The sequence below is a fragment of the Thermoanaerobaculia bacterium genome (assembly GCA_035717485.1).
In the GTDB taxonomy this organism is placed as follows: domain Bacteria; phylum Acidobacteriota; class Thermoanaerobaculia; order UBA5066; family DATFVB01; genus DATFVB01.
On sequence record DASTIQ010000121.1, the window covers coordinates 1 to 2,202 of the forward strand.

Genomic DNA, 2,202 nt, shown 5'->3' on the forward strand with positions numbered 1-2,202 from the left:
TTCCCTTCGGGCTTCGGCCCCCGAAGAGACGGGTGCCGGCGGCCAGGCGCTCGAGAAGCGCGGCCGGCCCGATCCGGATTTCCCGCGCGATCCAGTCCGCGCCGCGCTTTTCGGCCCGGATCTCCTCCAGCCGGCCGATCGCGCGGCCGTTCTTCGCCCGGACGCGCCGTCCCAGCGCGAGCTCGAGCCGGATCTCTCCGGGGTCCTCGGGAATCCCGGCGGGCGGCCGCGCGTCCCGCTCGCGCCGCGGCCGGGGCAGGCCGCTCCCGGGCACCCGGGCGACGACCCGCTCGGCGAGCCAGCGCTCCCCCGCGCGGAGGGGCGTGGCCTTCCCGTCGACGTCGAGCTTCAGCTCCAGGCCGATGTCGAGCACTTCCCGGAACGCCACGCGGCAGGAGCGGAGGAGCGGAGTCTTCGCCCGCGCCGCCGCCCGTTCGACCGCTCGGCCCCAGCGGCCGCTGAGGCGCCGGACGAGCGTGCAGAATCCCGCCTCGATCGCCTCGACGCGGCCCGACGAAGCGGAAACGATCAACCCGTCGGCCTTCCCCACCTTTTCCCCGTTTCGATCCGTCAACTGCTTGTCGAGGACGTCCCGGAAGAGATCGATCCGGACCGGCGCGTCGCGGCTCATTCCGTCAGCTCCCGAAGATCTCGAGCGGGATCGCCACGAGCGCCATCGCCGCGCCGAGCACGGTGATCCCGACGACCATCGCGTTCGCGACGGGCCCGTTCGCGTGCCGGCCGACGTAGAGAGGATCGTTCATGATGACGATGAAAGGGAAGACAATGATCGGCTGGACGAGAACCGTCAGCGCCATCGAGATCATCGTCAATCGGATCGGATCGATCCCCGAGGCGATCACGAGCGCCGCCGCCGCGAGCACCGCGGTGTAGACGAGCGCGAATCGCGACTCGCGGTTCGGCCGGACGTCTTCTCCCCAGTTCCAGCCGAGCTGCTGGGCCACCGCGTACGCGAGGTTGAGCGCGATCTCCAGGGCGGCCCCGAAGCATCCGACGCCCAGGATCGCCGCGAAGAGAGGAACTCCCCAGCGCCCGAAGATCGGCACGAGCGTCTGCGCCACCTGGTGGAAGTTGCGGACGTCGACGCCCGGCAGGACGAGCGCCGCGCAGACGAGAACCGCCGCGTTGACCGCGCTGCCGAATCCCATGCCGACGACCGAGACGACCCGGTTGGCGGGAATGTCCCCGGGCTTCCAGTGCTCCTCGACCGCGCCGGAGGCGTAGAAATTGAGGAGGTACGGGCTGACGGTGGCGCCGAGGATGCTCACGGCGAAGAGAGCGTACTTCGCGAACTGCCCCGCCGGAATCCTCGGAACGAGGCCCGCGGCGAGAGCGCCGGCGGACGGATGCATTCGCACGGCGGCGACGACGAAAGCGAGCGAGACGACGCCGAGCAGCGAAACGCCGTTCTCGATCAGGCCGAAGGTGCCCCGCCAGAGAAGGAGCCATGCCGCCAGCGCGAGCGGGAGGATCCACCAGCCGTGCGGAACCGAGGTCGCGATCTCGACCGCGACCGCGGCGCCCCCGAGCTCGGCCGCGAGGACGAGGGTGTCGAGCACGATCTCCGCCGCGAGCGGGAGGGCGGAGAACCGGAAACCGAAGCGCTCCCGGACGGCGTCGGAGACGGTGTGACGGCTCGTCGCCGCGAGCCGGCCGGACATCTCGACGAGCGCGATCAGGCAGATCGTGGCCCCCGCGATCGCCCACAGCAGCCCGAAATGGAACGCCGCGCCCGCCTGGGCGGCGGTCGAGATCGACCCGACCTCCAGGAAACCGGCGATGCTCGTCACGATGCCCAGGGTGATCTTGAGGACGTTCTTCAAGAAGCCTCGCCCGCGCGCCGAGCCGATTCCCGCAGCCACCCCGCGACGAGAGCCATCCCGCAGACGACGAAGACGAGGCCCGCGGGCACCCACATCCACAGACCCGCGAGCTGCTGGTCCGGGAGCGCCCCGGGCCCCCGGCGGGCGTACTCGGGGTACCAGACCGTCGGCGCGATCGTCATCAATGCCCCGAGCAGCGCGCCGTGGAACGCGGTGCCGAAGACGGAGGCGGCCTCGACGCCGGAGCCGCCCGCGCGGCGGGCCGATCCGACGATCGTCGACCAGTAGAGGAGCGCCGCGCCCAGGAAACACGCGTGCTCGAGCGCGTGGACCGTCTCGCTTTCGAGCGCCGCCTGGT

At 71.3% G+C, this 2,202-nt stretch carries 3 protein-coding genes; all 3 read right to left on the reverse strand.

The annotated features are described in order from the left end of the window. Positions 1 to 631 (reverse strand): hypothetical protein (locus VFS34_06585; protein ID HET9794112.1); only part of this gene is annotated, 631 nt, incomplete at its 3' end. A 4-nt stretch (positions 632 to 635) separates the two neighbouring features. Further along, the gene (locus VFS34_06590) at positions 636 to 1,844 is read right to left on the reverse strand and encodes a divalent metal cation transporter (GenBank protein HET9794113.1); all 1,209 of its coding nucleotides are present in this window, start codon (positions 1,842 to 1,844) and stop codon (positions 636 to 638) included. After that, positions 1,841 to 2,202 (reverse strand): cytochrome c oxidase assembly protein (locus tag VFS34_06595; GenBank protein ID HET9794114.1); only part of this gene is annotated, 362 nt, incomplete at its 5' end. The genes VFS34_06595 and VFS34_06590, both read right to left, overlap by 4 nt.